The organism is Pseudomonas sp. NFACC10-1 (assembly GCF_900119195.1).
Taxonomy (GTDB): Bacteria; Pseudomonadota; Gammaproteobacteria; order Pseudomonadales; family Pseudomonadaceae; genus Aquipseudomonas; species Aquipseudomonas cerasi.
In genome coordinates this window covers 646,382-671,108 of the sequence record NZ_FPJB01000003.1, presented here as the reverse complement: position 1 = coordinate 671,108, position 24,727 = coordinate 646,382, and the positions used below count along the sequence as shown (strand labels likewise).

Annotated in this window: 25 protein-coding genes and 1 tRNA gene; 11 read left to right on the top strand and 15 right to left on the bottom strand. The window is 59.5% G+C overall.

All coding sequences use genetic code 11. The annotated features are described in order from the left end of the window. Positions 1-33: 33 nt before the first annotated feature. The 5 genes from BT119_RS11805 (at position 34) to BT119_RS11785 (ending at position 4,231) form a co-directional block, all read left to right on the top strand. Positions 34-408: a YajD family HNH nuclease gene (locus tag BT119_RS11805; RefSeq protein WP_003317410.1), complete on the top strand. Its 375-nt coding sequence runs from the start codon at positions 34-36 to the stop codon at positions 406-408. A gap of 86 nt (positions 409-494) precedes the next feature. Next, complete coding sequence (locus BT119_RS11800) at positions 495-2,273, top strand: copper resistance system multicopper oxidase (RefSeq protein WP_072365734.1); 1,779 nt, start codon at positions 495-497, stop codon at positions 2,271-2,273. 8 nt (positions 2,274-2,281) lie between these two features. Then, positions 2,282-3,178: a copper resistance protein B gene (locus BT119_RS11795; protein WP_003368284.1), complete on the top strand. Its 897-nt coding sequence runs from the start codon at positions 2,282-2,284 to the stop codon at positions 3,176-3,178. Between the two features lie 66 nt (positions 3,179-3,244). Continuing rightward, positions 3,245-3,745 carry an RNA methyltransferase gene (locus BT119_RS11790; RefSeq protein ID WP_003317406.1) on the top strand — a complete coding sequence of 167 codons (501 nt, stop codon included), beginning with the start codon at positions 3,245-3,247 and terminating at the stop codon, positions 3,743-3,745. Positions 3,746-3,850: 105 nt separating this feature from the next. Further along, positions 3,851-4,231: a YgaP family membrane protein gene (locus tag BT119_RS11785; protein WP_003368282.1), complete on the top strand. Its 381-nt coding sequence runs from the start codon at positions 3,851-3,853 to the stop codon at positions 4,229-4,231. Between the two features lie 4 nt (positions 4,232-4,235). On the opposite strand, the gene BT119_RS11780 is transcribed toward BT119_RS11785, so the two are convergent. Next, entirely contained in the window at positions 4,236-4,685 is a 450-nt protein-coding gene (locus BT119_RS11780; RefSeq protein WP_003368281.1) for a YcgN family cysteine cluster protein, read from the bottom strand. A 210-nt stretch (positions 4,686-4,895) separates the two neighbouring features. Here BT119_RS11780 and BT119_RS11775 point away from each other — a divergent pair, with 210 nt between their 5' ends. Continuing rightward, positions 4,896-5,489, top strand: a complete 594-nt coding sequence (locus BT119_RS11775) for a nitroreductase family protein (protein WP_003317403.1) — start codon at positions 4,896-4,898, stop codon at positions 5,487-5,489. A gap of 66 nt (positions 5,490-5,555) precedes the next feature. Here BT119_RS11775 and BT119_RS11770 read toward each other — a convergent pair whose 3' ends face one another. The 6 genes from BT119_RS11770 to gvpU form a co-directional block, all read right to left on the bottom strand. Beyond that, entirely contained in the window at positions 5,556-6,488 is a 933-nt protein-coding gene (locus BT119_RS11770) for a D-2-hydroxyacid dehydrogenase (RefSeq protein ID WP_054080784.1), read from the bottom strand. 70 nt (positions 6,489-6,558) lie between these two features. Beyond that, positions 6,559-6,852, bottom strand: a complete 294-nt coding sequence (locus tag BT119_RS11765) for a YcgL domain-containing protein (RefSeq protein WP_003317401.1) — start codon at positions 6,850-6,852, stop codon at positions 6,559-6,561. Then, positions 6,849-7,982 (bottom strand): ribonuclease D, encoded by a 1,134-nt coding sequence (gene rnd, locus BT119_RS11760; protein ID WP_010432132.1) that lies wholly within the window; start codon positions 7,980-7,982, stop codon positions 6,849-6,851. Before rnd ends, BT119_RS11765 begins: the two co-directional genes overlap by 4 nt. A gap of 189 nt (positions 7,983-8,171) precedes the next feature. Then, positions 8,172-9,812: a phosphoethanolamine transferase gene (locus tag BT119_RS11755; protein WP_003430856.1), complete on the bottom strand. Its 1,641-nt coding sequence runs from the start codon at positions 9,810-9,812 to the stop codon at positions 8,172-8,174. 232 nt (positions 9,813-10,044) lie between these two features. Further along, the gene (locus BT119_RS11750; protein ID WP_003345569.1) at positions 10,045-11,736 is read right to left on the bottom strand and encodes an NAD-dependent malic enzyme; all 1,692 of its coding nucleotides are present in this window, start codon (positions 11,734-11,736) and stop codon (positions 10,045-10,047) included. Between the two features lie 313 nt (positions 11,737-12,049). Then, the gene (gvpU, locus tag BT119_RS11745) at positions 12,050-12,532 is read right to left on the bottom strand and encodes a gas vesicle accessory protein GvpU (RefSeq protein WP_003409447.1); all 483 of its coding nucleotides are present in this window, start codon (positions 12,530-12,532) and stop codon (positions 12,050-12,052) included. A gap of 297 nt (positions 12,533-12,829) precedes the next feature. Here gvpU and BT119_RS11740 point away from each other — a divergent pair, with 297 nt between their 5' ends. Then, positions 12,830-13,813 (top strand): LLM class oxidoreductase, encoded by a 984-nt coding sequence (locus BT119_RS11740; RefSeq protein ID WP_072365730.1) that lies wholly within the window; start codon positions 12,830-12,832, stop codon positions 13,811-13,813. A gap of 472 nt (positions 13,814-14,285) precedes the next feature. On the opposite strand, the gene BT119_RS11730 is transcribed toward BT119_RS11740, so the two are convergent. The 5 genes from BT119_RS11730 to dapA all read right to left on the bottom strand — a co-directional run bounded on the left by BT119_RS11730 (position 14,286) and on the right by dapA (position 17,980). Next, positions 14,286-14,375, bottom strand: a tRNA-Ser gene (locus BT119_RS11730). A gap of 91 nt (positions 14,376-14,466) precedes the next feature. Beyond that, entirely contained in the window at positions 14,467-15,177 is a 711-nt protein-coding gene (purC, locus tag BT119_RS11725; protein ID WP_003430849.1) for a phosphoribosylaminoimidazolesuccinocarboxamide synthase, read from the bottom strand. 28 nt (positions 15,178-15,205) lie between these two features. Continuing rightward, on the bottom strand, positions 15,206-15,964 hold the full coding sequence (locus tag BT119_RS11720) for an MBL fold metallo-hydrolase (protein WP_003430848.1): 759 nt from the start codon (positions 15,962-15,964) through the stop codon (positions 15,206-15,208). Beyond that, positions 15,965-17,083: an outer membrane protein assembly factor BamC gene (gene bamC, locus BT119_RS11715; RefSeq protein WP_003368268.1), complete on the bottom strand. Its 1,119-nt coding sequence runs from the start codon at positions 17,081-17,083 to the stop codon at positions 15,965-15,967. It lies immediately after the preceding gene. 18 nt (positions 17,084-17,101) lie between these two features. After that, complete coding sequence (gene dapA / locus BT119_RS11710; protein ID WP_003368265.1) at positions 17,102-17,980, bottom strand: 4-hydroxy-tetrahydrodipicolinate synthase; 879 nt, start codon at positions 17,978-17,980, stop codon at positions 17,102-17,104. A 325-nt stretch (positions 17,981-18,305) separates the two neighbouring features. On the opposite strand from dapA, the gene BT119_RS11705 reads away from it, so the two are divergent. Next, positions 18,306-18,869: a glycine cleavage system transcriptional repressor gene (locus BT119_RS11705; protein WP_003368263.1), complete on the top strand. Its 564-nt coding sequence runs from the start codon at positions 18,306-18,308 to the stop codon at positions 18,867-18,869. A gap of 9 nt (positions 18,870-18,878) precedes the next feature. Continuing rightward, positions 18,879-19,352, top strand: coding sequence for a peroxiredoxin (locus BT119_RS11700; protein ID WP_003317382.1), 474 nt, complete (start codon positions 18,879-18,881; stop codon positions 19,350-19,352). Positions 19,353-19,418: 66 nt separating this feature from the next. Here BT119_RS11700 and BT119_RS11695 read toward each other — a convergent pair whose 3' ends face one another. After that, complete coding sequence (locus tag BT119_RS11695; protein WP_003430845.1) at positions 19,419-20,489, bottom strand: AI-2E family transporter; 1,071 nt, start codon at positions 20,487-20,489, stop codon at positions 19,419-19,421. Between the two features lie 35 nt (positions 20,490-20,524). Further along, positions 20,525-20,776, bottom strand: a complete 252-nt coding sequence (locus tag BT119_RS11690) for a sulfurtransferase TusA family protein (protein WP_003368260.1) — start codon at positions 20,774-20,776, stop codon at positions 20,525-20,527. 140 nt (positions 20,777-20,916) lie between these two features. Here BT119_RS11690 and BT119_RS11685 point away from each other — a divergent pair, with 140 nt between their 5' ends. Beyond that, on the top strand, positions 20,917-22,350 hold the full coding sequence (locus BT119_RS11685) for a M48 family metalloprotease (protein ID WP_003368258.1): 1,434 nt from the start codon (positions 20,917-20,919) through the stop codon (positions 22,348-22,350). A 76-nt stretch (positions 22,351-22,426) separates the two neighbouring features. On the opposite strand, the gene nadA is transcribed toward BT119_RS11685, so the two are convergent. Next, on the bottom strand, positions 22,427-23,485 hold the full coding sequence (nadA, locus tag BT119_RS11680; RefSeq protein WP_003368256.1) for a quinolinate synthase NadA: 1,059 nt from the start codon (positions 23,483-23,485) through the stop codon (positions 22,427-22,429). 322 nt (positions 23,486-23,807) lie between these two features. On the opposite strand from nadA, the gene BT119_RS11675 reads away from it, so the two are divergent. Continuing rightward, a complete protein-coding gene (locus BT119_RS11675) occupies positions 23,808-24,662 on the top strand; it encodes an oxidoreductase (RefSeq protein WP_072365728.1) in 855 nt (284 codons plus the stop codon). Positions 24,663-24,727 lie beyond the last annotated feature (65 nt).

Sequence of the window (24,727 nt, the reverse complement as noted above, 5' to 3'; positions counted from 1 at the left end):
CCGCTTTCAATGCGCACACGCACAGGTGACACCATGAGCACGGCCAATCCTCCTTCCCATACTGCCAAGCTGGACCGCATCCTGGCCGACGCCCAGCGCGACCGCGAGATGGGCTACCGCGACAAGGCGCTGCGCATGTACCCGCACGTTTGCGGCCGCTGCGCGCGCGAGTTCGCAGGTAAACGCCTCAGCGAACTGACCGTACACCACCGCGACCACAACCATGACAACAACCCGCAGGACGGCTCCAACTGGGAGCTGCTGTGCCTGTATTGCCACGACAACGAGCACTCGCGCTACACCGATCAGCAGTACTTCGCCGATGGCTCCCTGGGCAGTCCGAAAACCGCCAAGGCGACCCACAACCCGTTCGCTGCACTGGCCGGGCTGATGAAAAAGGACGAGTGACCTCGGTACCTTCAACGCCCCACGCTCCCCCGCCCTACCCGCACTTCTCCTGGCCTGCGGCCACCCGACCGACCGGATATTTCGCCATGCCCACCCGAACCTCAAGACGAACCTTTGTGAAAGGGCTGGCCGCCAGTGGCCTGCTCGGCGGCCTCGGGCTATGGCGCAGTCCGGCGTGGGCGGTGACCAATCCGGGTCAGCCCAACGGGTTGTCCGGCACTGAGTTCGATCTGTATATCGGCGAAACCCAGGTCAACATCACCGGCAGCGCCAGGACCGCGCAGACCATCAACGGCGGCATTCCCGGCCCGCTGCTGCGCTGGCGCGAAGGCGACACCGTGACCCTGAGGGTCAAGAACCGGCTCGACGAAGCCACATCCATCCATTGGCACGGCATCATCCTGCCGGCCAACATGGACGGCGTGCCAGGGTTGAGCTTTGACGGCATCGCGCCGGATGGCCTGTATGTCTACCGCTTCAAGGTCAGGCAGAACGGCACCTACTGGTATCACAGCCACTCCGGCTTCCAGGAACAGTCGGGGGTCTACGGGCCACTGGTGATCGACGCGAAAGAGCCGGAGCCGTTCGAATATGATCGCGAACACGTGATCATGCTCAGCGACTGGACCGACGAAAAGCCGGTCCAGCTGATGAAAACGCTCAAGAAACAGTCCGATTACTACAACAATAACCAGCGCACCGTCGGCGACTTCATCAACGATGTGGGTGAAAAGGGCTGGAGCGAGACCACCAGGGATCGCTGGATGTGGGCGAAGATGAGAATGGACCCGACCGATCTCGCGGATGTCAGCGGCGCAACCTACACCTACCTGATGAACGGTCAGGCGCCGAACATGAACTGGACCGGGCTGTTCAAGCCTGGCGAGCGGATCCGACTGCGGCTGATCAACGGCTCGGCAATGACGTACTTCGACGTGCGTATTCCGGGCCTGAAGATGACCGTGGTGGCCAGCGACGGCCAGCACGTCAAGCCGGTGACTGTCGATGAGTTGCGCATCGCAGTGGCGGAGACTTTCGACGTGATTGTCGAACCGGCGGAAGGTGCCTATACCCTGTTCGCCCAGTCGATGGACCGCACCGGTTATGCCCGCGGCACCCTGGCCAGCAGGCCCGGCCTGCAGGCTGTCGTTCCGCCCCTCGATCCACGCCCGCTGTTGAGCATGGATGATATGGGCATGGCGGGCATGGATCATGGCAGCATGAACCATGCCGCAGCCCCGACAACGCACGACATGTCAGGCATGGACCACAGCAATATGGGGCACGACGCGATGCCCGGAATGGACCACACGCAGATGCCGGCCCCGAAAACGCCGGGCCCGCAATCGCACCCCGTGAGCGAAAACAATAACCCGCTGGTCGACATGCAAGCCATGAGCACCTCGCCCAAGCTCGACGATCCGGGCATCGGCCTGAGGGGCAATGGCCGTAGAGTCCTGACCTACGCTGATCTGCACAGCACCTTCGAAGACCCGGACGGTCGTGAGCCAAGCCGCACGATCGAGCTGCACCTGACCGGGCATATGGAAAAATACGCCTGGTCGTTCGACGGTGTGAAGTTCTCGGACGCCAAACCGCTGATGCTCAAATACGGTGAGCGGGTGCGTGTCGTGCTGGTCAACGACACGATGATGACCCACCCCATCCATCTGCATGGCATGTGGAGCGACCTCGAAGACGAAAACGGCCGGTTCATGGTGCGTAAACACACCATCGACATGCCACCGGGATCACGCCGCAGCTATCGGGTGACCGCCGATGCGCTGGGCCGTTGGGCTTATCACTGTCACATGCTGTACCACATGGAAATGGGCATGTTCCGCGAAGTGCGGGTTGAAGAATGAGGACCTTGATGTTGAGCAGAACGCTGAATTCGCCCCGCCTGCCGATGCTGTTGCTGGCTGCCGGGCTGACCGCTGCACCGTGGACCTTGAGCATGGCCGCGGGGATGGAAGGCATGGACCACGGCAGCCATGCGATGCATATGGATGCCAGCGACAGCGAGGACGCGTCCTCGACGCAGTCTGCGCCCGCCCAGAGCCGAACCCCGATCCCGCCGATCACCGATGCGGACCGGGCTGCGGTGTACACCAGCCACGCCGGCCATCAGGTCCATGACAGCGCCATTAACAGTTACTTTCTGGCCGACAAGCTGGAATGGCAGGACGCCAATGACGGCAGCGCGCTGGCCTGGGACCTGTCCGGCTGGATCGGCGGTGATATCGACCGCCTGCTGTTGCGCTCCGAAGGCGAGCGAACCAACGGCAAGACCGAAGAAGCGGAAATCCAGGCGTTGTGGGGCCACTCGATCAGCCCATGGTGGGACGTGGTCGCCGGTGCACGTCAGGATTTCAAACCGGGCGCGCCGCAAACCTGGGCCGCCTTCGGCCTGCAGGGCCAAGCCATTTCGGATCTGGATATCGAGGCCACCGCGTTCATCGGTGAAGCCGGGCAGACCGCCGCTCGCCTGGAGGCCGACTACGACCTCCAACTGACCAACAATCTGGTGCTGCAGCCCACCGCGGAGCTGAACTTCTACGGCAAGAACGACCCGCAACGCGGCAATGGTTCGGGCCTGTCGACCAGCGAGTTCGGCCTCAGGCTGCGCTACGAAATCACCCCGCAATTCGCACCTTATGTCGGCGTGAGCTGGGACCGCTCCTACGGCAAGACGGCCGATTACGCGCGCGAGGACGACGAGGACACCCAGGACGCGCGACTGGTGGTCGGCGTGCGCATGTGGTTCTGAACACAGTCAATGGCATTGCTCTGAGGCTGCCGTATAATCCCCGGTTTTCTTCAGAGCACCCTCCCCGTGGCCAACAAACGGTACGCCTGCATCGGTCTTTACAACCCCAAGTCCCCGGAAAACGTCGGCTCCGTGATGCGTGCGGCCGGCTGTTACGGCGTGGCGTCGGTGTTCTATACTGGTAAACGCTATGAGCGCGCGCGGGACTTCATCACCGACACCAAGAAAATCCATCAGGACATCCCGCTGATCGGCATCGAAGACCTCAAAAGCATTCTGCCGCTGGGTTGCATCCCGGTGGCCGTCGAACTGGTCGACGGCGCCCGCGCACTGCCCGAATACACGCACCCTGATCGCGCGCTGTATATCTTCGGCCCGGAAGATGGCTCGCTGGATCAGGAGATTCGCGACTGGTGTGAAGACGTGGTCTATATCCCGACCGAGGGCTGCATGAATCTGGCGGCGACCGTCAACGTCGTCCTCTACGACCGCATGGCCAAAGGTATCAATACCCGTTCGGGCCCGCAGTTCGGTCGCGAGAAAATTGATCCGGCCAGTGACCGCTGACGGAAAAGCATTGAACCTGTGTCGCGCGCGGGCAGTCAGTTTCTCTGAATCGAGCAACTGCTTCCAATTTGCCAACTCCGACCTACTACCTCATGGAGAGCCATCATGCGCGACACCCCGATCATCGAACGCATCGACACACCTGAACTGCTTCAACGCAACCCCGAGCAGAATGTACAGGGCTGGGAGCGCATCGGCTCACTGGCTGGCGGCGTACTGCTGATGGGTAAAGGCGTCCGTCGTGGCGGCTTTCTGGGCCTGATTCAACTGGCCATCGGCGGCGCGGCACTGGCTCGCGGTATCAGTGGTCACTGCTCGGCGAAAAGCCTGATGGAAAAAGGCCGCAGCGATCTGCAAAGCGCACGCTCGACCATCGAACGTGCAGGCGCAGAACTGAACACCCTCAAGGACGACGCTGAAAATGCCGTGAAGACGGCGGCTGTCAAAGGCGTGGAAGCGTTGACCGAGCCAAAGCCGGTCATTTAAGCATTCAACCTGCGCGAAAAATCAGGTAATCCTCCCAGTCGTCTTCGGCCACATTGTTCTCGCTGAGCATGCGGCCTGACTGGGAGATGCGTTCGTGATGCACGGCCGTGCGATCACCACACACCAGATGGTGCCAGAGCGGCAAATCCTTGCCCTCGCTGACCAGACGATAGCCGCAGGTCGGCGGCAGCCACTTGAACTCATCTGCCTGACCAGGCGTCAGCTGAATGCAATCAGGGACCGAGGCACGACGGTTTGCGTAGTCGGAGCACTGGCAGGTTTTCAGATCGAGCAGCTTGCAGGCAATTCGCGTGTAATAAACCGCGTTGTCTTCCTCGTCCTCAAGCTTCTGCAGGCAGCACAGGCCACAGCCATCGCACAACGACTCCCACTCCTGGGTATCGAGCTGGTCAAGGGTCTTGCGAATCCAGAAGGGTTCAACTTTAGCGGCCATGGTTCGGACAACGGTATCGATAATGAAAAGGCCGCCAGTCTAGAGGTACACGGGGTGCGGGCCAAGCACTTGCGACTGCCGGTAGCCGGGACTTGTCAGCGACGGGGCAAAACAGTAGCGTTAACGGGTTTTCAGTGCGTTCAAGCGATGCCTGCCGACCACGGCCCATCAAGCCACGCTCGTTTTCAACCTTCGCTATCAAGGACTTTCATGAGCACGAACCCTCGCATCGCCGATCACCCTATCGACCCGCAATTCACCGAGCGCTGGTCGCCACGTGCCTTCAGTGGCGAGAGCATCGACCAGGAAACCCTGCTGAGCTTTTTCGAAGCCGCACGCTGGGCACCCTCGGCGTATAACTCGCAGCCCTGGCGCTTTCTCTATGCACGTCGCGATACGCCAAACTGGGAGCGTTATCTGGGCCTGCTGAACGAGTTCAACCGCAGCTGGGCGCAACACGCGGCGGCCTTGGTGATCGTCATTTCCAAGACCACCTTCGTCGCCCCCGGCGCAAGCGAAGAGAGCCCGGCGCTATGGCACACCTTCGACACGGGTTCGGCATGGGGTTACCTGGCACTGCAGGCCAGCCTGAGCGGCTGGCACACCCACGGCATGGCCGGTTTCGATCAGGATCTGACCCGCAAGGAACTGAATATTCCCGAGGGCTACGCTGTGCACGCGGCCATCGCGATTGGCAAGCTGGGTGACAAGTCGACCCTGCCGGACTACCTGCAAGGCCGCGAAGTGCCAAGCCCGCGCAAGCCGCTGGCAGAACTGGCCGCCGAAGGTGATTTTTCGCTGTAACCGACTGGTTGCAGTAATCGATGCCTGCGAGCCGGCGCCTGAAACGTCGGCTCGTTGGCAAGGGCGTCAGTAACCTCGCAAAAAATCGACCTCGCCGCGCAGCGCCTCTCCTGCCTGGAAAGCTTGCAGGTTATGGACGAAAAGCTCGGTCATGGCCACGGGCGAGGTAGGCGCCGAGCTGTGACCGGTCAACAGCAGACCGTAGGCAGTCCAGAACGGATGCCGCTGCGGCAAAGGCTCCTGACGGCAGACGTCAATCACCGCGCCAGCCAGATGCCCTTCCTTCAACGCCTCGACCAGATCCGCATCGACAACCGCCACGCCGCGCCCGACGTTGATGAACAGCGCCGTGGGCTTGAAGCTGGCGAACAGCTTGGCATCGTACAGGTCGTGCGTCTCGGGCGTGTTGGGCAGCAGGTTGATGACGTAATCCATCTCGCCGAGCAGACGCGTCATGTCTGACAACGCCGTCACTTCGATGAACGGTTCCTGTGCGCGCGCACTGGAAGCCACACCGTACACCTGCACACCGAACGGCAAGAGGAACTCGGCAACCCGCTGACCGATATCACCGGCACCGACGATCAATGCCTTGCGGCCCGACAGACTCTGCCCGGTCCGGTTGTCCCACTTGCGTTCGACCTGGCTCATCAGGCGCGCCAGCACCTCGCGCTCATGGCCAAGCATGTAGGTCAAAACGAATTCGGCCATGACCTGACCGAAAATCCCGACTGCACGGGTCAGGCGATATTCCCGCGACAGGCTGTCAGCCAGCAGCGGTGTGATGCCCGCCCAGGTGGATTGCAGCCACTGCGGCTTGTGCCCCTGCCGCAACAGGTTGGCCATCAGGTCCGGCTGTCCCAGCCAGACCGGGCAGTCGCTGGCCATGCGCGACAGCTCGGCAGAATCGCCAGTGCTGAAAACTTCCAGATCAGGCGCAGCCTTGCGCAACAATTGGGTGTAAACGTGGTAATCGTGCTCGGCAATCAGAACGCGCATGTTTCAAAAACCTTAAAAACAGGACAGGCAACCCACGTCGATGTGGGCTGCTTTACAACGTAGGCAACGATTACATGGGATCGTTGCGGCGCAGCAGCTCTTCGGGCAGGTGCTCGATGTAATCGTCTTCAGCCGGCGGCATCTGCAAGTGATAGCCCTGGCTGTCAAGGTTCTCAAGCACCACATTGATATCTTCACGCGACAGCGCCCGCTCGGGGCTCAGCACCAGATCGAATGCATGAACCGGCTTGCCGAACGCCACCATCAGCTCTGGAGGCACACGCTTGAGAACGTCGCTCTTCAGGACGTAAAGGTACATCTCGTTTCTTTTCGGGCTGCGATAAATCGAGCAGATGCGCTTCAAGACGGTTCTCCGGGGGTGGCCAGGCTGTCCAGCAGCGCCTGACCCATCAACTCGCGACGCCAGCCACGCAGCGAGTCGGGTAATTGGTAAGGACCGTCGGGGTAGCCGCTCTTGAGCAGGGCTTCGAGGGTCTTCTTGCGCAGCATCAGTTCCGGGGCCATGTCCAGTTGCTCGGCATACTGCTGACCGATTGCACGCAGACGCTTGATCGACCCGGCGGCATCGATGGGCAATGGCTCGGGCAACGCAGGTGGCCACTCTTCTGGAGGCAGCACGCTCGCGGTCTTGATCAGCTCGAGCAGAAACTCGCCGTCATGGCGGACCGTACGCGGGTGCATGTCTTCGATCCGCGCCAGCGCGCCGAGGTTGTCCGGCTGGGTCTTGGCCAATGGCCAGAGCGAGTGTTCGCGCACGATACGGTTGCGCGGCAGGTTGCGGGCACGCGCCTCGCGCTCACGCCAGGCACACAGCTCGCGCAGCACCGCCAGCTGGGCACGGGACAACTTCCAGGCCAGCTTGGCGTCGCGATACACCTCGTACGGGTCCACCTCACGGCGCAGGTTGGCGACCAGTTCAGCGCCGTCGTCCAGCAGCCAGGCGTATTTGTCGTCGGACAAGCGCGGGCGCAGGATGGTGAACAGCTCGGCCAGGTGCACGGCATCTTCGGCCGCGTAGCTGATCTGCGTTTCCGACAGCGGACGCTGCAGCCAGTCGGAGCGGGTTTCGCCCTTGGGCAGGTCGATGTCGAGGACCTCCTGCACCAGACGCGAGTAGCCCATGGAAAAACCGAGGTTCAGGTAGGCAGCTGCCAATTGGGTATCGAACAGCGGAACCGGCAGGCTGCCGGTCAGGCGCAGCAATACCTCGAGGTCTTCGCTGCACGCATGCACCACTTTGATGACGTCGGGGTTTTCGAGCAACGCAGACAGCGGCCGCCAGTCGTTGATCAGCAATGGATCAATCAGCCAGGCGCTCTGCCCGTCGCCGATCTGCAGCAGCGCAGCGATCGGATAAAAAGTGTCGACCCGCATGAACTCGGTGTCGAGCGCCACGAAAGGCAGTGACTGCCATTGTGCGCAATGCCGGGCGAGGCTGTCGTCGTCGCGAATCCAGTGAATATCGATGGCCACACGGCTCTCCCTTCAACAATGGCGCGCAGTATATATCGTCATGGGAGATTATCGCGCGTCTGTCGTCCGGGTCTGGCGCATCTTCATGCAAATGAAGGACAGGAGGAGCTATTGCCTCACAGACACGCTGCCAATGATCGCCCCCACGGCTTGAGAGGACGATCAATACCCGGCACGCCGCGCATGTCGTTACTTGTCGGTGGTCGCCAACTCGCTGCGGCATGCGGCAAACATATCGAGACTGGGGTCATAGACCTTGGTATCGACTTTCAGCAGACCGAGCATGGAATGGAAAAGATTGTCCTGGCTCAACGGTGCATTGCGCTGTTTGGCCAGACACTCCGGCGTAACGGCAAAGGACTTCTGATAGGTATCGGACAACCAGACCATCATCGGCACATGCTTTTGCTGATCAGGCGCCAGCACATAAGGCGTGCCATGCAGGAACAGATTATATTCGCCCAGAGATTCGCCATGATCCGACAGGTACACCATGGCGGTATCGACCTTGTTTTGATTGGTGCGCAGAAGATCAATCAGCGTGGACAATACATGGTCGGTGTACAGCAACGTATTGTCGTACCCATTGACGATGCTGTCCCGGCTGCAATTGTTCAGCGCATTGCTTTCACACACCGGGGTAAACGTTTCAAAGTCTTTCGGGTAACGTTTGTAGTATTCAGGACCGTGGCTGCCCATCTGATGCAGAACAAGCACCGTGTCCTTGTCGAGGCCGTCGATAAAGGCCTGCAGGTTTTGCAAGAGTATCTCGTCCCGGCATTCATGGTTGTTGCACAACAGCGGGTCCTTGAGATTGCTCACGTCCTGGAAGGTCACTCGATCACAGGTGCCCTTGCAGCCCGCTTGATTGTCACGCCATATCACGTCTATACCCGCGCGCTTCAGTACGTCCAGCAAGCCTTCCTGATTACGCGCCTGGGTAGCGTTGTAGTTCTTGCGTCCCATATTGGAAAACATGCAAGGCACCGATACTGCGGTTTCGGTACCGCAGGAATACACATCGGTAAACGCCACCAGTCCGCTTTCCTTGTTCAGGTTGGGCGTGGTGTTACGACCGTAGCCAAGGATTCCGAAGTTCTCGGCCCGGGCACTTTCGCCGACCACCAGCACGGTCAATGATTTGCGGGCGTGCGTGGCCCAGTCCGCAGAACGCTTGGCGTCCTCGCCGATCTTGACGAAGGGACGCCTGGCGGAGATCACCTGCTCACTCAGGTAGCCCAGCGACGCACCAATGTAATTGCTTGGCACGACCATCAGGCGCAATTCATGGTGGTTGCGGAACAACGACGACAAGCCCTGGTAATTGGCCAGTGCAATGGCGCCGATTGCCACGCAGCACGCCACCGTCACCAACAGTTTGCTGAACAATTCGAGGTGCCAGCGACGGTAGCTGATCGGCAGTTTCCAGAGTATCAGCGAAGGCACTATGCCCAGCAGAAGGATATACAAAGCCAGTTTTAAAGACAGCAGCCCCTGCACTTCCGTGACGTTGGTTTCAGCGAAGTTTCGAAACATGCCCGCGTCGATCATGACCCCGTATTCGGTCATGAAATAAACCACCCCCGCGCTGATCATAAACAGACTGATCAACACCGGTTTAAGCACACGACGAAATGCCAACAGCGTCAACACGATATTGAACACGCAGAAAATCATCAAGCCAAACGCAAAGCGCATGGCCAACCCTTTGCTATCGGCGCTGGTAATCGAGAAAAGATGCTGCCAAAGATTGATATTGAAACCCAGTAACAGAAACGCACTGGCAAGTAGGGTTACAACCTCTGGACGAACAGTTCTGGGTGTCGGCATCGTGGTCTGCTTATCGAATTAATATGCATCGGGCATTCAGGAGCCAGTGAACACTCCGATGGCGCGCACTGTAGGCAGCGCATCATCAATTTTATGTGAAAAAGGTGAGAGGATTGGGTTGAATGAAGCTTATTTCACTGTAAAGAAACTCATTGCAGCGTTACTGCATTTGCAGAGCAGCGTGTCTCCGCAAGCAAGCTTGCGGAGACGTCATCCTCGCAGATACGCCCGATCAGACCGAGCGGCGGCGATAGGCCCGGTAGCCCGGCAACCAGAAATTACGCTCGATGGCCTCAAGCAGCGCCTCTTCGGTGGTTTCCAGCGCCAGCCCTTCGGCTTGCGCTTCCTTGGCCACAGCCAGGGCGATCTTGCGGCTGACCTGCTGGATTTCCTTGAGCGGCGGCAACACCGCATCGCCCTTCCCTGTCACCATCGGCGAGCACTCGGCCAGCGCATTGGACGCCGCCATGAGCATCCGGTCGGTGATGCGCGATGCCTTGCAGGCCACCACGCCGAGGCCGATGCCCGGAAAGATGTAGGAGTTGTTGCACTGCGCGATGTGTACCGTGCGGCCGTTGATCTCCACTGGCGCAAACGGACTGCCGGTGGCCACCAGCGCATTACCGTCGGTCCAGCGCAGGATTTCTTCCGGAGTGGCTTCTACCTTGGAAGTCGGATTGGACAGCGGCATTACCAAGGGTTTGGCGCAATGCTTGTGTAATTCGCGAATCACCTGCTCGGTGAACAGACCCCGTTGCCCGGACACACCGATCATTACGGTGGCCCCGGCGTGGGTGACCACGTCGAGCAACTGCGGGAAGGCTTCGGAGCCGGCAGTCCAGCCAGATACGTCGGCAGTCTTTTGCGCCAGTCGCTTCTGGAAGTCGAGCAGGTTATCCATGCCTTCGGTCAACAGGCCGAAACGATCGACCATGAAGATACGTTTGCGCGCTTCGCTTTCGCTCAGGCCTTCGATGCGCATCGCTGCGATGATGTGCTCGGCGATCCCGCAGCCTGCCGAACCGGCACCGACAAACACCACCTTCTGCTGGCCGAGGGTTTCATTCTTGGCCTTGCAGGCCGCCAGCAACGTACCCACGGCAACCGACGCGGTGCCCTGGATGTCATCGTTGAAGCAGCACAGCTCGTCCCGATACTTTTCGAGCAGCGGCATGGCGTTGGACTGGGCGAAATCTTCGAACTGCAACAGCACGTCCGGCCAGCGACGCTGCACCGCGTCGATGAACAGCGCGATGAAGTCTTCGTATTCCTTGCCCGATACCCGCTCGTGACGCCAGCCCATGTACATCGGGTCGTCCAGCAGCTCACGGTTGTTGGTGCCGACATCCAGCACGATCGGCAGCGTGTACGCCGGGCTGATCCCGCCACAAGCGGTGTACAGCGACAGTTTGCCGATCGGAATGCCCATGCCGCCGATGCCTTGATCACCCAGACCGAGAATTCGCTCGCTGTCGGTCACGACGATGATTTTGATCCGGTCCTTGGTCGCGCTGCGCAAAATATCATCGATGCGGTCGCGCTCAGGGTAGGAAATGAACAGGCCGCGATGCGTGCGGTAGATCTTGGAAAACTCCTGACAGGCCTGCCCCACCGTCGGCGTGTAGATGATCGGCAGCATCTCGTCCAGGTGGGAGTCGAGCAGACGGAAAAACAGGGTTTCGTTGTTGTCCTGGATCGAGCGCAGGTAGATATGCTTGTCCAGGTCGCTCGCACACTGTTTGTACTGGCTGTAGACCCGGGTGACTTGCTCTTCGATCGTCTCCACGTTCTGCGGCAGGAGCCCGATCAGATTGAATTCGACCCGCTCTTGCGGGGTAAAGGCACTGCCTTTGTTCAGCAGGGGCATTTCCAGCAGTGAAGGTCCTGCGTAGGAAATGTACAAAGGTCGCGAAGTTTTGGTCATTTTCTCTAATCGCCTTTTTCGTCTACTCATTAATTCTTTACGTCGACCGGGGCGGGCAGCCTGGCTCAGTTCTTGTTGTTTTTTCTTGTCGCCAGCTCTCTATCAGGCCATGCCGAAAACCATTCGGCAGATAAGGTCAGGGCGAACATATTACTCGCCTGACAGCGGCTTGCGACATTTTGTCGCGCAAAGAGTGGCTAAGTGACGCTACTGCAGGTGCAGCATTCCGTGACCAACCAGTGCATTCTGCACGCTGGAAGCCATCATGGTCTCGGGTTGAAAAAGCCCCGACGGACGTCGAGGCTCCATGGGGTCAGGCTGCGTCAGGCTTTTCGGCGATAAGCCCGATGGTGAACCCATCGACGGCCGAGATTCGGCCCCGCCACAGCACACCGGCATCACAAATCGGGTTGCCGTCAGTGGAATAGGTGCGGCAGTCCTTCAAGTGAATGAAATGGAAGGCCGGGGTGTCTTCAGATGACTCACCGGGCTTGAAGGACAGGATCATCTCTTTCATGGTCGCGTCAGTGCCGTTGGCGAACGAGCTGAACGGTGCCGAGATATCGTCGGCCAACTGCTCGAAATACGCATCGTGAGAAATCAGATGCCCGGAAACCAGATTTCCACCCACCGACAGCGTCACGCCCATCTCAACCTTGGTGTTGGCAACAAACTTGACCAGCCATTGCAGCAACCAGTCGATCTGCTTGCCCTGCCATTTGAACTGGGCAATCACGTCATCGTGGCTCTGGCTGGGAGAAGGTTGCGACTTTTGTACCTGATCTACGTCTGACATCTGAAAGCTCCTCGCCTCACAAAACGTTGAACCCAAGGTATAGATCAGAAAGGGCGAAAGCGAAACCGGGAGGCAGGATTAGTTTGCGAATAGCCGAATGGGACGAGTGAGACCAGGCGATTTCGCAGGTGGATGGTGACAGTGTTTCTACCCTGCACGGGATGCCAGTGGTTCAATTAAGTGCTGCAGACCGACTATTCGTGATTTTTTTTCACCATGACTGATCCAAAAGGTCTGAGATCAGCCTGAAGGTCATCTATAGAATCAAATGATCGATTTCCGAAACGGAGTAAAACGATGACTCAGAACAATCAATCGCTCGGCCTGGAGAACCATACGGCGTTCAGCGGTACATTCCAGCGTGATCAGTTGACCATCGGGTTCATCTCGCCCGCGCGAGGCTATCCTGACAGCCCTTTTCCCAGCCTGGAGGACCAGGCCGAGATCGTGCAGCGCCTTGATCAGAGCGATGCTGCGACGCTGTGGCTGCGCGATGTGCCGTTTTACGATCCGTCATTTGGTGATACCGGCCAGGTCCTTGATCCGATGGTGTACGCGGGCTGGCTGGCAGCGCTCACGACCAGAATCGCCATCGGCACCGCAGGCATCGTCAGCCCGTTGCGGGAGCCGGTTATCACCGCCAAGCAGATTGCGACGGCGGACCAACTCCTCGGAGGCCGCTTTCTCGCGGGCATGGCTTCGGGTGACCGGGCAACAGAATATCCGGCTTTCGGAGTCGACTTTGCCAGCCGGGCTGAACGCTATCGGGAAGCGGTAACGCTGATCAAAACGCTGCTTTCAGAGTCGTTTCCGCGGCTGAAGACACAGCATTTCGGCCAGTTGCGGGGCGACATTGATCTGGTACCCAAACCCGTTGCTCAACCGGTCCCTGTCATCGCCATCGGTCGTGCTGGACAGAGCCTGGAGTGGCTTGCGGCCAATGTCGATGCCTGGATCTGGCATGGCGATGCGCTGCGCATGCCGGAGGCTGTACCGCATTGGCGTGAGGCAACCGCTTCCAGGGGATTCATCCCTTTCGGCTACGGCGCGATGTTCGACCTCGACGCCAATCCTGACGCGCCGCTACAAACGGGGCGGATGCTACGGGGTGGTCGAAAGGCGCTGAAGGACTTCTTCTCCCGGCAACGCGAAGCCGGGATCAATCATGTCGCATTGAACCTCAAGCCGACGCGGCGTCCCTCTCTGGAGGTAATCGATGAACTTCAGGAGCACATTCTCCCCGAGTTTTCCATCACCTCCCAACATGCCCGGCAGGCGTGAGGTTGGCTCCCAGGCAGGCACTTAACGCGCTGACTTTTGGCAGCGCCTCGCGACTTCGCAGCCAGACAAAACTCATCGGCAGGCCTTCGGTAGCAAGATCCAGTAGCACCGCCACCAGCCTGCCGCTATTCAGATGCCGCTGGCCAATCAATACGCGCCTTGCCCTGTGGCTCGGTCTGGGTTGAAGTCAGCGCAATCTCGACTTCCTGCAGATCTGAAACGACCGTCGTGCAGGTACGGTAGAAGGTTTCCCCCGCCTCGGTGAGCGACAACCGACGCGTGGTGCGCTGAAACAACCGGGGCGCACACGCCCTTCCAATCACGCTACTGATGAGGCACCGCGCTCAAGCGGTGGCTCGGCTGGTCTCACGGTAAAAGTAGCCTTTCACGATAGAAGTGAGGGGCTGGGCTGAGGATCATCAAATCCCGGAAACCAAAAAGCCCCGCATTGCGGGGCTTTTTGGATAAATAATGGCGGAGAGATAGGGATTCGAACCCTAGGTACCGGTGAAGGTACAACGGATTTCGAATCCGTCCCATTCGGCCACTCTGGCATCTCTCCAACGGCGCGCATCATAACAGCATCAACGCAGAAGGCGAAGCCCTTCTGCTGTTTTTTTTCGTGCTATCAAGCGCTTGCGTGCTTTTTCCGCTTACAGCGGCACGCCCAGACGGTTTGCGACTTCTTCATAAGCTTCGATAACGTCGCCCAGACCCTGACGGAAGCGGTCCTTGTCCATTTTCTTGCGGGTGTCCTTGTCCCAGAGACGGCAGCCGTCAGGGCTGAATTCGTCGCCAAGGACGATTTCACCGTGGAATACGCCGAACTCGAGTTTGAAGTCGACCAGCAGCAGGCCAGCGTCGTCAAACAGCTTGGTCAACACGTCGTTGACCTTGATCGACAGCTCTTTCATGCGAACCAGTTGCTCGGCGGTACCCCAGCCGAATGCCACAACGTGGGATTCGTTGATGAACGGGTCGCCCTTGGCGTCGTCCTTGAGGAACAGTTCGAAGGTGTACGGATTGAGCCTGGTGCCCTCTTCGATGCCCAGGCGCTTGACCAGGCTGCCAGCGGCGTAGTTACGCACGACGCATTCGACCGGGATCATGTCGAGCTTCTTGACCAGGCACTCGTTGTCGCCCAGCAGCTTGTCGAATTGGGTGGGGATACCCGCCTCTTCAAGCTTCTGCATGATGAAGGCGTTGAACTTGTTGTTCACCATGCCTTTACGGTCCAGCTGTTCGATGCGCTTGCCGTCGAACGCCGAGGTGTCGTTGCGGAACAGCAGGATCAAGCGGTCAGCGTCGTCGGTCTTGTAAACCGATTTGGCTTTGCCGCGGTAGAGTTCTTCACGTTTTTCCATGATGGGCTCCGCTTGCTAAGTAGTTGGGCTAGGCGATATGTCGCCAGTCGAGCCCTGAATCTTGATCGGCCAGTTGCAGCCAGTCCGGGTCGCACCCGAGGGTGTCGACGAAACATTGCCGGGCCAGATGCGGCAGGTTGTTCTTGCTGCTGAGATGCGCCAGCACCAGGTGCTGAAGGTCCTGCCATCCCAGCTCGCTCACCAGGCTGGCGGCCTGATGGTTGTTCAAATGACCTGTTTCACAGCCCACGCGCTGCTTGAGAAAGACCGGATACTGGCCTCGGGCAAGCATGTCGCGACAGTGATTGGCCTCGATCATCAAGGCATCCAGGCCTTGATAACGCTGTAATACGTTGGAGCAGTAAGACCCAAGGTCGGTCAGTAGGCCGAAGCGGCGCTTGCCGTCACTGAAGACGAACTGCGTCGGCTCGAGCGCATCGTGAGCGACCGACACCACGTCGATGTCCAGTGCGCCGATCCGCAAACTCTCCCCGCCTGCCAGGAGGCCGGCAATTTCCACCGGCTTGCGCATTCCGCGCAAGGTCCCGTTGCTGAGGTAGACCGGCACATTGTAGCGCCGCGACAGCAAACCCACGCCATGCACGTGATCGGCATGTTCGTGGGTTACCAGAATAGCGCTCAGCTGGCTTGCCGAGACGCCCAGACGAGCCAGGCGCCGCTCGGTTTCCCGCAAGGAGAAACCGCAATCGACCAGTACGTACGTATCATTGCTTGCGACCAGCGTGCCGTTGCCACGACTACCGCTGCCGAGAACCGCGAAACGCACTTAACCCAGGTTGTCTTGAATAACGCTCAACACCCGGCGCGCGATATCCGCTGGCGCAACGGTGTTGATGTTCTTCTCGACGGTCACTTGAACGTTGTCACCGACCTTGCTCAGGCGGACCTGATAGCGCTCGGCACGGGCATCGATCTCTTCCTTGGTCGACTTGCTGCCAAACATCCTGCCGAAGAAACCAGGCTCGTTTTCAGGCGTTTTGGCCTTTTCAGCCAGGTTGATGTAGTACAGACCCAGGCTGCGGTTGATGTCCTCGACACGCCAGTCGCCCTGATCCAGGGCGCGGCCAACACTCGACCATGCGCGGTCCAGGTCGGCACCGAGGTTCAATACCGGGTTGCCGCTGCCGTCTTCGCTCAAGGCAACACGGCTCGGGGTGTCGTAGTCACGTGCCGCCAACAGGGAAATAGAGCCGCCCTTCTCGGCGTTGCGGCCCATGCTGGCCAGCAGATCGTCGGTCAGTGCGGCATCGAGGCCCAGGTTGGTGGTGCGCGTCGGGAAGGCCACGTCGGCAGTGCTGCCGGCAGGACGCTCGACGCTGACCACGTAGACTTCACTGGTATTGCGCTGCACGCCCGGCTCGATACGCACCCGCACGCGGGTTTCTGCATCGGCGGCGACGCCAGCGGCGCTCAGACGCTTGGCCACCGAAGCGGACAACTCATCGAGGCGCTGCCACGAGGAGCTGAACTCGCCTGTCTGCGGACGCTCTTCGGCGATACGGAAACCGTTGTCTTCGAAATACTGATGAGCCACCGGCCAGACTTCGGCAGGCTGGCGCTGAGCCAGGATCCAGCGCGCATCGCCACTCTTCTGCAGGCTGAAGTCGCTCGACTCGGAAGTCGTGCCCAGCGGCTGAGGACGCGGCACGATGTACTCGCCGTCTTTCTGGGTGCTGTCAGCCACGTTACGCGGGATCGGCAGCAAAGGATCCAGGCGTTTGACGCCGCTAACATCGGCGGGCAACTGCATGGGCGGGGTCTGGGTCGCCTGGAGGTAATCGCTGCCGCGATCACGGAAGTAACCATCTTCGCCCCAGAGCCAACCGCAACCGCTGGTGCTGGAGATAATAAGAGCAAGTGCGGAAAGTCCGGCCAATCGCTTCATTGCGTGATACTTCCTCAATTAAACCAGGACGCCGGACTGGCGCATGGCCTGACGCAGCGGTTCATGACAGGCTTCGCTGAGCCAGGTAAGCGGCAGACGGATACCGTCTGGCATCAAACCCATTTCATGCAAGGCCCACTTCACGGGGATAGGGTTGGATTCGATGAACAGGGTGTTGTTGAGCGGCATGAGCTTTTCGTGAATCGCCCGGGCCGTTTGCGCATCGCCACGCATGGCCGCTGCGCACAGATCGCTCATGGCGCGCGGTGCAACGTTGGCGGTGACGGAAATATTGCCCTTGCCACCCAGCAGCATCAACTCGACTGCTGTAGCGTCGTCGCCGGAGTACACCAGAAAATCGCTGCTGACGCTGGCCAGGATGTCCTTGGCGCGTTGCAGGTTGCCGGTGGCTTCCTTGATGCCGACGATGTTTTTTACCGTCGACAGACGCGCAACGGTCTCTGGCAGCATGTCGCAGGCCGTACGGCCCGGCACGTTGTAGAGGATCTGCGGGATGTCGACGGCATTGGCGATGTGGCTGAAATGCTGGAACAGGCCTTCCTGAGTCGGCTTGTTGTAGTAAGGCGTCACCAGCAGGCACGCGTCGGCACCCGCATTTTTGGCGTTGGTGGTCAGTTCGACGGCTTCACGCGTCGAATTGGCGCCTGTACCGGCGATGACCGGAATGCGACCTGCAACCTGAGTGACCACCCGGCGGATGACTTCGATGTGTTCGTTCACATCCAGCGTCGCCGATTCACCGGTGGTGCCTACGGCAACAATGGCGTTGGTGCCCTCTTGCAAGTGGAAGTCAACCAGTTTGCTCAGGCTGTCCCAGTCCAGACGACCTTGTGCATCCATTGGTGTGACCAGTGCCACCATACTGCCCGCAATCATGCAACCGCTCCTGCCGGAAAAAGAGAGCCGTAATGGTACTGGCGCTATCAGCCTTGTACAAGCGAAGTACCGCGCTCTGAGCATTCCCCTGAGCGATGGTTTTCGCTACCCTTCGTCCTTTGATCGGTACTGGTCACCTGCGCACCTCGCTCAATCGGTCGAATTTGTCGCCAGAAGCCCTGCCCCAGCGCACTCCAGCCCAGTCATGGTATATCCATGCAGGCCAAGCGCCGAGGGACCCGGCAAGTTATCTTGCGCCATCGATTGTCGAAACAGCCCCGCAAGTCCGAAAAAGTACCGACCGCTCATCGTCTAGGAATGCTGCATGTCGTCCACCCCCACAGTTCGCGAACAATTCCTTGTCATCAGTGCCCTTGGCGCAAACCCCATGGAGCTGACCAACGTCCTGTGCCGCGCCAGCCATGAAAACCGCTGCTCGGTCGTCACCTCGCGCCTCACCCGCCACGGCGAGTGCAGTGCGCTGATTCTTCAGGTGTCGGGCAGCTGGGACGCTCTGGCGCGCCTTGAAACCGGCCTGGCGAGTCTCTCCAAGAAGCATGCGTTCACGACCAGCGTCGTGCGCAGCGCCACGCTGGAGAACCGTCCGGAAGCCCTGCCCTACGTGGCCTACGTCAGCTCGGCGTACCGCCCGGACATCATCAATGAGCTGTGCCAGTTCTTCATCGACCACAACGTCGAGCTGGAGAACCTGATCTGCGACACCTATCAGGCTCCGCAGACCGGCGGCACCATGCTCAACGCCACGTTCACGGTGACACTGCCTGCCGGGACGCAGATCAGCTGGCTGCGCGATCAATTCCTCGATTTCGCCGACGCGTTGAATCTGGACGCACTGATCGAACCCTGGCGCCCACAAGCCCCAATGTAAGGAGTCCTCATGACTGTCACAGTAGATCATCCGGTTCCCGATTTTCAGGCACCCGCTACCAGCGGACAGACTGTCGAGCTGTCTGCGCTCAAGGGTCAGCAGGTCGTGATTTATTTTTACCCGAAAGACAACACGCCCGGCTGCACCACGCAGGGCCAGGACTTTCGTGACCATATCGCGCAGTTTCAGGCAGCCAACACGGTTGTGCTCGGTGTTTCCCGGGACAGCCTGAAGACCCACGAAAACTTCAAGGCCAAGCAGTCTTTCCCGTTCGAGCTGATTTCGGACAAGGACGAAGCTGTCTGCCAACTGTTCGACGTCATCAAGCTCAAGAAGCTCTACGGCAAGGAATACCTGGGCGTCGACCGCAGCACCTTCCTGATCGACAAGGAAGGCGTACTGCGTCAGGAATGGCGCGGTGTGAAAGTGCCAGGCCATGTGGCTGAAGTATTGGCGCAGGCCGAAGCCCTGAACAAAGGCTGATCAGCATGCCCCGCTGCGGCGCGCAAGGTGCCGCAGCGATTCAGTCCTGCTGTCGCAATGATCGCGTCAAAGCAACGGGGCTACCGTCGGCTCATTGCGTGGCCAGGCGTCGAGCACGGCCTTGAACAGCGTGGCCAGCGGAATCGCAAAGAAGATCCCCCAGAACCCCCACAGCCCACCGAACAACAGCACGGCGCAGATGATTGCGACCGGGTGCAGATTGACGGCCTCGGAAAACAACAGAGGCACCAGCACGTTGCCATCCAGCGCCTGAATGATCCCGTGAGCGATCATCAGGTAGATGAACTGATCACCCCAACCCCACTGAAACAGACCGATCAACGCCACCGGCACGGTGACCACCACTGCGCCGACATAAGGCACGACCACCGATATGCCGACCAGCATTGCCAGCAGCGCCGCGTAATTGAGCCCGAGCGCGGCGAAAGCGATGTAGGTCACGCCACCACAGATGAAAATCTCGATGACCTTGCCGCGAATGTAATTGGCAATCTGGCGCTTCATCTCATCCGCCACCCGGTTGATCAAGGCACGCTCACGGGGCAGATAACCACGCGCCCAGCGGCCGATCATGTGCCGATCCTTGAGGAAGAAGAACACCAGAATCGGTACCAGCACCAGATAGATCATCAGGTTGACCAGCAGAGGCAGACTGGAGATCGAGAACGTCAGCGCCAACTGACCGATCTTGCCCACTTCACCACGGGCGACTTCAATGGCCAGCAGCACTTGCTCGTCGGACACCAGATGCGGATAACGCTCGGGCAGCAACAGCAGTACCGACTGCCACTTGGCAAGCATGCCCGGTGCTTCGTTGAATAAGGTGATCAACTGATGCCAGAGCAGAGGCACCAACACCAGCAGGAACACCAGCAATACGCCGATGAACAGGGTGAAGACCAGACCGACGGCGGCCATTTCAGGCATGTGCAGGCGTTCCAGAGCACTGACCAGGCCATGCATCAGAAACGCCAGCACCAGACCGGCGAGAACCGGCGCCAGCATGCCGCCCAGCGTCAGGACAAGGGTGAACGCCAGAAACAGCAAAACTGCCAGGACCACCGCTTCCTCGTCAGAGAAATAGCGTTGCACCCAATTGCGAAGCACATTGAACATCAAACATCCTTTTCGAAAAAAACCGCAGCAATGGATCAGGCCTTGCGCAGCCAGTAACGATAAATGCCAGCATCGACCTCTTCATACAGCAACTCATGCCCGGCAAGCCTGGCAAAGGTTCGAAAATCGCGCTGCGAACCGGCATCGGTGGCAATGACTTTAAGCACCGCGCCGCTGGCCAGGCGGTTGAGCTCCATCTTGGCTTTCAGCAGGGGCAGCGGACAGTTGAGACCACTGGCATCCAGTTCGGCATCACAGGCCTCGGGGCGCACTACAGCGTCAGACATCGTTTCTCTCCAGGCGGACACATCGAATTACAAAGCGGGGCCGAAAAGGCAGCACGAACAAGGCGGCAAGAATACCTCACTCTGGTCAGCACGCCATTGAGCCAGCTACAGTACAGGTTCTTCTGACCAGAGCTTCGTGCATGAATTTTTTGCGTCCTACACTGCTCACTCTCGCCTGCCTGTTCGCTACACACGGCATGGCGGATGACCTCCCCTCACTGGGTGACGCCAGCTCCTCGATTGTCTCTCCCGAACAGGAGCACCGTCTGGGCCGTGCGTGGCTGGGGTTGCTGCGCGGCCAGGTGGCGCAGCTGTCGGACCCGCAACTCAAGGACTACGTCGAAACCTCGGTCTACAGCCTTGCCGAGACCAGTCAGGTTCAGGACCGGCGGCTTGAATTCATCCTGATCAACAGCCCGCAACTCAACGCCTTTGCCGCACCCGGCGGGATCATCGGCGTCAACGGCGGTTTGTTTCTCAATGCTCAGACCGAGGGCGAGTACGCTTCGGTACTGGCTCACGAGCTGGCTCACTTGTCGCAGCGCCACTTCGCCAGAGGCATAGAAGCCCAGCAACGCATGCAGGTGCCAGTCATGGCCGCGATGCTGGCAGGTATCGTCATGGCAGCCGCAGGCGCCGGTGATGCGGGTATCGCCACCATCGCCGGCTCACAGGCCGCCGCGATCCAGGAGCAACGGCGCTTTTCACGCCAGAACGAGCAGGAGGCCGACCGCATCGGCATTCTCAACCTGGAGAAGGCCGGTTATGACCCGCGTAACATGCCGACCATGTTCGAGCGCCTCATGCGCCAATATCGATTCGACGCCAGACCTCCGGAGTTTCTGCTGACTCACCCGGTCAGCGAATCGCGGATCGCCGACACACGCAACCGTGCCGAACAGGCCAAACCGGGCGGTAAGGAAGACAGCGTGCTGTATCAACTGATGCGCGCCCGCGTGGCACTGATCTATGAAGAAACGCCTGGCATCGCCGCCAAGCGCTTCCGTGCGCAACTGGTTGAAAACCCGAAATCCGATCCGGCGCGCTATGGTCTGGCCATCGCACAGATCAAGGGCGGACAGTTGAACGAGGCCAGGGAAACCCTCAAGCCATTGCTCGAAAAAGCGCCGAACGACATTACCTACAACCTGACGCAGATCGATCTGGACATCACCAATAACCGGCTGGCCGATGCGCAGCAGCGTGTCGATCGCATGCTGACGCTGTACCCCGGCAATTATCCGCTCAACGACGTGCGTATCGACGTGCTGCTCAAGCAGAACCGCACGGCCGAAGCCGAGAAAAGCCTTGAAGCGCTGCTCAAGACCCGCCCGGACGATCCGGACATCTGGTACGTCGTGGCGGAAACCCGTGGCCTGAATGGCAACACCATCGGGCTGCATCAGGCGCGCGCCGAGTACTTTGCGCTGGTCGGTGATTTCCGTCAGGCGATCCAGCAGCTGGACTTCGCCAAACGCCGTGCGGCCAATAATTTTCAGCTGGCATCACGGATCGATGCGCGGCAAAAGGATCTGATCGAGCAGGAGCGGATGGTCAAGGACATGATGAACTGATCGTCCGGCGCAAGGCGCCCGATACGACCACAAATGAAAAGCCCGACGCTTCAGTCGGGCTTTTTCATCACAGCGGTCAGGCGTTGCCTGCCTGTCGCAAGCGCGCTGCCTGAGTGAAGTCCAGCATGCGTTGCAATGGGCGCACGGCATTGGGGATCAGCGCCGGGTCGACGAATATCTCGTTACCGCCCTCACGCAGGCACTGCAAGGTGCGCTCAAGCGTATTCATCGCCATCCACGGGCAATGTGCGCAACTCCGGCACGCCGCGCCGTTACCGGCCGTAGGCGCCTCGATAAAGATCTTGTCCGGACACAGCTGCTGCATCTTGTAGAAGATGCCGCGGTCAGTGGCGACGATGAACGTCTTGTTGGGCAAGCGTTGCGCTGCAGCAATCATCTGGCTGGTGGAGCCGACCACGTCAGCCAGCTCGATGACCGCTTCCGGCGACTCCGGGTGAACCAGAATCGCAGCCTCGGGGTACAAGGCTTTCATGTCTTCGAGCTGCTTGGATTTGAACTCTTCGTGGACGATGCAGGCACCGTCCCACAACAGCATGTCGGCACCGGTTTCACGCTGAATGTAGCGGCCCAGGTGCTTGTCTGGCGCCCAGATGATTTTCTCACCGTTGTCCATTAGACTCTCGACGATCTCCAGCGCACAGCCTGAGGTCACTACCCAGTCCGCACGGGCTTTGACCGCTGCCGAGGTGTTGGCATACACCACCACCGTACGCTCCGGATGCTGGTCGCAAAAAGCGGAAAACTCGTCGACCGGGCACCCCACATCGAGCGAGCAGGTGGCCTCGAGCGTCGGCATGAAGACGCGTTTTTCCGGGTTGAGGATCTTCGCGGTTTCGCCCATGAAACGTACACCCGCCACCAGCACAGTACTGGCCGCGTGGTTATTGCTGAAGCGCGCCATTTCCAGAGAGTCGGCCACGCAGCCACCGGTTTCCTCGGCCAGCGCCTGGATAACCGGATCACAGTAATAGTGAGCGACCAGCACGGCGTCCTGCTTCTTGAGTTCCTCAGCAATGTCGGCACGGTAACGCGCCTGCTCTGCCGGGCTCAACGTCCTGGGCTGTTTGGCATCAAGATGCGCCTGCACCAGGAAACGTTCGGAGATCTGTGTCATGTTCACGGGACCTGAAAGCGCCAGTGCGCGAAAGGCAAGTTTACACCCGAAATACAGGCAATAAAAAAAGCCTGACAGAGGTTGCGCCATCTGTACAAAGGCTTATGGCTGATACCCGGTGGATATCGGCCAGACTTCTTGAGGCGCGCCGATTCTAGCGCCAAAAAACTGATTTAACAGCTGTTTCTGGCTCATCAGGCAGCGATGAGAAGCGTTCCTGAGGACCCGCTTGCCGAGGCGTGATTCCGACTGGCGACTCAATGAAACGACCCACGCTATGCCCTGTCACAACCATCAGACCCCTTGTGAAGGAGAAAATGACATGGCAGGCGAATCGACCAATACCCCGGTGTGGTTCATCACCGGCTGTTCCACCGGCTTCGGCCGCGAACTGGCCAAACTTGTCATCGCGCGCGGCTGGCGCCTCGTGGCAACGGCCAGGGACAAGTCGCGAGTCGCAGACCTGGCCGAGGGTGCGGAAGGCCAGGTACTGGTGGTCGACCTCGACGTCGGCAAGGCAGACCAGATAGAAGCCGCCGTGGCTGCCACAAAGGAACAGTTCGGCAGAATAGACGTACTGGTCAACAATGCGGGTTACGGTTATCAGAGCTCGATCGAAGAAGGCGAGGATGCTGAAATCCGTGCCCAGTTTGATGCCAACGTGTTTGGCCTGTTCGCCGTCACCCGCGCCGTGCTGCCGATCATGCGTGAGCAACGCAGCGGCCACATCATCAATATCACTTCGGTTGCCGGCCTGATCGGCTTTCCGGGATCGGGCTACTACGCAGCCTCCAAGCACGCCGTCGAAGGTTTTTCCGACGCGCTGCTCGCGGAGGTCAAGCCATTGGGGATTTCCGTCACGTGCGTAGAGCCGGGACCGTTTCGCACCGACTGGGCAGGACGCTCATTGCGCCAGACGCCATCGCGCATCGACGACTACAAGGACACTGCCAGCAAGCGTCTGGAGTCGACCAGACAATCGAGTGGCAATCAGGCCGGGGACCCGGTACGCGCCGCAGAGGCGATGGTCGCCCTGACCCAAAAACCCGACGCGCCGCGTCATCTTGTATTGGGCAGCTGGGGATATGACGCCGTGGTGGCTGATCGTCAGACACGCTTGAAGCAGATCGAGCAGGTTCGCGACATCAGCATCGGCGCGGACTTTCCGAAAGAGTGAGGTGCTGAGCACTGCACAGCTGCCAGGCAGGGACGATGAATGCTGTCAGGCACGCATCGCCCGCC